This window comes from Micromonospora sp. 4G55 (assembly GCF_016803375.1).
Map to the genome: position 1 here is coordinate 1 of NZ_JAEVHN010000515.1, position 4,435 is coordinate 4,435.

Sequence of the window (4,435 nt, forward strand, 5' to 3'; positions counted from 1 at the left end):
GGCGTCGGTGTCCCGGTCGGCGGCGTCCTCTCGGTCCGGCCCGGCCGTGGCGGCCGGGTCCTCGGGGGAGGCGCCCGGCGCGCTGGTCCCCGACGGCTCCGGGTCCGGGGCGTCGCTGTCCGGGGCCCAGGCCGAGCGGTTCGCGCCCTGCACCGCGTACGCCGGGGTCGCGTCGAACGGGACCCAGCCCAGCTGGTCGAAGTAGACCTCCGTCCAGGCGTGCAGGTTGCGGTTGGTCAGCACGTACGTGTCGTCGCCGGCGCTGGTGCCGTTGGTGAAGCCGAACGCCACCCGGGCCGGGATGCCGGCGGAGCGCACCAGCCAGGCCATCGCCGCCGCGTACTGCTGGCAGTAGCCGACCTTGTTGGTGAGGAAGTCGACGATCTCCTCGCCGCTGGTGCCACCCTTGGTGCTCAGCGAGTAGCTGAAGCCGTTGTCCCGGGAGAAGTAGTCGTAGATCGCCCGGACCTTGTCGTAGTCGTTCTGCTTGCCCTCGACCAGCCGGGACACCAGCAGGTCGACCTGCTGCACCGCCGGCCGCCGGGTCTGCTGGACGGCGATCGGGTGCTCGGCGGGCAGCGAGCGGGCCCGGCGCAGGGCGGACGGCGTGAACGTCGAGCGGACGTACTCGAACGCGTAGCGCTTGCCCCGGGAGTTGTCCCGGTTGGAGAAGACCACCCCGAGGTTGGAGTCGTAGAGCCAGCTGCCGCTGAGCCCGTCGACGTTGACCGGGTCGGCGTACACCGGCACGAGCGGCATCTCCAGGTTGCGGGTGACCTCCACCGTGGCCCGGTACCGCTGCTGCTCGGCGCCCTGGCGGGCCGGTGGGGCGGGCAGGTCCCGGTCCACCCGCCGGCCGTTGGGCGGGCGCACCCGGAAGCCGTCCGGCCGCAGCTCGTCGGCGACGCCGAAGCGCAGGTAGAACGGGCTCGGCTCGGTGGTGGTCACCTTGACCATCTCGGCCACCTCGCTCTGGTTGAGCTGGCCGCTGAGGGCGGCGAACAGGTCGATCCGGCCAGGGCTGCCGCCCTGGCCGGGCCGCCCGTTGCCGGTGCCGTTGCCGGTCGAGTTGACCTGGTCGAGCAGCCCACCGGTCATCCCGGGCACGGCCAGCGGGAGCACCACGGCCAGCGCCACGCCCACCACCGCCAGCCGGCGGCCGGCCGCGGCCAGCGGGGAGGACTCCCAGACGTCCACGTCGCGTCCTTCGCCGGTGAACCGGCGGCCGAACCGGCGTACCCGGTCGACGTTGTCGGTGACCAGCAGCCACAGGTAGCCGGAGGCGCCGACCACGAACGGCAGCGCGGGCACGCTGTCCACGTAGATCGCCACCGGCACCGAGTAGATCGCCAGCATCGGCAGGCCGGCCAGCGCCGGACGGCGCAGCCCCACCGCGAGCACGTCCACCATGATCGCCACCGAGCCCACCCCGAGCACGGTGATGAACAGCAGCGGGGTGGTGTCCGGCACCTCGACGCCGTACGAGCGCATGTCCTGCAACGAGCCCTGCAACAGCTCGCCGAAATGGGCCAGGGTGGCCGGCGTGGGCAGGAACGCGACCAGCTCGGTGCGCCCGGGAAGAGCCAGGTCAGGGCGAGCAGCAGGCCGGCCAGCATGCCCAGCACCTGGCCCCACAGGGGAGCCCGGACCAGTCGGGTCAGCGCGGCCACCCCGGCGACCACGGCCACCGCGATGGCGGCCTCGATCAGCCAGGTCCAGCGCTCGAAGATCGAAGACAGCGGCGCCGCGGCGAGCAGGGTCGCCGCGGCGGCCACGAAGCCGAGGTTCCGGGACGCGATCACGACGTCACCCTTTCCGTCATCGGACGCCGCCGGCGACCGTCTCGGCGAGCGCCGCGCGCAACGCGAAGCCCTGCGAGCCCCGGGCGGCCTGCGGCCAGAGCGCCGGCAGTCGGCCGCCGTGGTCCACCCCGATCACCCGCCAGCCGCCCTGGAGCAGGGCGAGCGCGGCCGCGCCGTGCGCCCGTTCCGACTCGGCGCGGGCCTTCTCCGGCAGGTTGAGCCAGGTGGAACTCTCCAGCAGGAAGGCGACGCAGGTCGCCCCGTTGACGCGCAGCCCGGCCAGCAGCTCGGCCTCGGCGGTGCTCACCGCACCGAGCAGGGCGATGATCAGGCCACCGTCGGAGCGCTGCCGGACCCGCTGCACCAGGGTGGCGACGTCGCCGCGCTGGTCGAGGCGGACGTCCGCCAGGTGGTCCAGGAGCAGGCCGTCCCCGGCGCCCTCGGTGGCGTCCACGTCCGCACCGGAGCCGGTGACCAGCCGCAGCTTGTAGCCGGACTGGCGCAGGTGCATCGCGATGCTCGCGGCGGCGGAGACCGCCCACTCGAAGCTGGCGGTCGGGCCGTCGCCGCGGTGGCCGAACGCCCGGGTGTCCAGCACGACGGTGGCCCGGCTCTCCCAGGGCTGCTCCTCGCGGCGGACCATCAGCTCACCGGTGCGGGCGGTCGACTTCCAGTGCACCCGGCGCAGGTCGTCGCCGACCCGGTACTCCCGGGTGGCGGCGTCGTCCTCGCCGTGCACTGCCACCGACCGGGCCCGGCTGTCGCCGCTGCCGGCGTACTCGCCGGGGAGGCGGACCGTCGGCAGCGGGGTGACCTGGGGGATCACGGTCAGGTGGTCGGTGCTGGGGAAGGCCCGGGTCAGCTCGCAGAGCCCGAACGGGTCGGTCAGCCGGACCACCAGCGGGCCCACCTCGTACCGGCCGCGCACGTCGGCGCGGACCGTGTACGCCACCGAGCTGGCCTGGAGCGCGCCGAGCCGCTCCAGCACCACCCGGGGCCGGCTGCCCAGCGCGTACGGCAGCCGGTCCTCCAGCAGCAGGGTGCCGGTGGGCAGGCGGGACAGGTTCTGCAGGCGCAGCACCACCCGGGAGCTGGCCCCGACCGGCACCCGGTGCGGCTCCAGCGACCGGTTGCAGGCCAGCTTGTAGCGGCTGCGCCCGACGTAGAGCGCGGCGAGCAGCGGCAGGACGGCGAGCAGCACGGCCACCCGCAGCAGGTCCTTCTCGCCGAGGATGCCGGCGGAGACCGCCGCCGCGACCGCGGCCGCCAGGAACGAGCGGCCGCGGGTGGTCAGGCCGCGCAGCCCGTCGCGCACCTCACGGCCTCCGCGGCTCGTACGGCCCGCGGCTGTTGCCCGCGGCGGGCCGCGGCGTGTCGTACTGGGTGCGCTTGCGCTCCTGCGGCAGGGCCAGCCGGTGCACCAGCTCCGAGACGATCGCGTCGGTGGTGCGCCGGGCCAGCTGGGCGTCGGCGGTCGGGATGATCCGGTGCGCCAGCACGGGCACGGCGAGGGCCTGCAGGTCGTCGGGGAGCACGTAGTCGCGACCCTCCAGCGCGGCGACCGCGCGGGCGGTGCGCAGCAGCTGGAGCGTGGCCCGGGGGGAGGCGCCGAGGCGCAGGTCGGGGGCCTCGCGGGTGGCGGTGACCAGGTCCACCGCGTACTGCTTGACCGCGTCCGCGACGTGCACCTGCCGGACCGTGGCGATCAGCTGGCGCACGGTCGCGGCGTCGGAGACCGGGCGCAGCTCCTGCAGCGGGTCAGTGGCGCCGTGGCCGTCCAGCATGGCCAGCTCGGCGCCGGGGTCCGGGTAGCCCATGGCGATCCGGGCGGTGAACCGGTCGCGCTGCGCCTCCGGCAGGGGGTACGTCCCCTCCATCTCGATCGGGTTCTGGGTGGCGATCACCATGAACGGCGTCTGGAGCTGGTAGGTGACCCCGTCGACGGTGACCTGCCGCTCCTCCATGCACTCCAGCAGCGCCGACTGGGTCTTCGGCGAGGCCCGGTTGATCTCGTCGCCGACCACCAGGTTGGCGAAGACGGCGCCCGGGCGGAACTCGAAGTCGTGCGTCTCCTGGTTGTAGACGCTGACCCCGGTGACGTCGCTGGGCAGCAGGTCGGGGGTGAACTGGATGCGCCGGACCGAGCAGTCGATCGAGCGGGCGAGGGCCTTGGCCAGCTTGGTCTTGCCGACCCCCGGCACGTCCTCGATCAGGAGGTGTCCCTCGGCGAGCAGGACGGCCAGGGCGAGGCGCACGGTCGCGGTCTTGCCTTCGATGACCTGCTCGATGTTGGCCACGATGGCTTCGCTGGCGGCGCGGAACTGGTCGTGCGGCAGCAGGCCGCCCACCTCGTCCCAGGTCTGTTGTGTCACGGGCCTCCTCCTCGTCGCCGGAACGGCAGCTCTGTATAGAGCACCTGGACCCGCCGTTGGGTTCGCGACGCCGAGCCACGTCTGCCGCAGAAATCTCACTGGTTCTCAGGCTAACCATGTTTCTCGTTGTCGCCGACCCCCGCAGGTAGACGGTCGGTTACGCCCCGAATATCCACCGCAACGGGGGACCTGCCGGTCGCTGTCGGTGCCCACCATGATCACGATGGGCACCGGGGCGGGCCCCGGCGGGGGTGGCCCCGG

Annotated in this window: 2 protein-coding genes and 1 pseudogene; all 3 read right to left on the minus strand. The window is 73.7% G+C overall.

Annotation, left to right across the window (positions count from 1 at the left end):
• Positions 1-1,802, minus strand: a pseudogene (locus tag JNW89_RS28730) (transglutaminaseTgpA domain-containing protein); the annotation flags it as partial.
• 16 nt (positions 1,803-1,818) lie between these two features.
• Positions 1,819-3,117: a DUF58 domain-containing protein gene (locus tag JNW89_RS28735; protein WP_238451482.1), complete on the minus strand. Its 1,299-nt coding sequence runs from the start codon at positions 3,115-3,117 to the stop codon at positions 1,819-1,821.
• Between the two features lies 1 nt (position 3,118).
• Positions 3,119-4,174, minus strand: a complete 1,056-nt coding sequence (locus JNW89_RS28740) for a MoxR family ATPase (protein WP_238451483.1) — start codon at positions 4,172-4,174, stop codon at positions 3,119-3,121.
• Positions 4,175-4,435 lie beyond the last annotated feature (261 nt).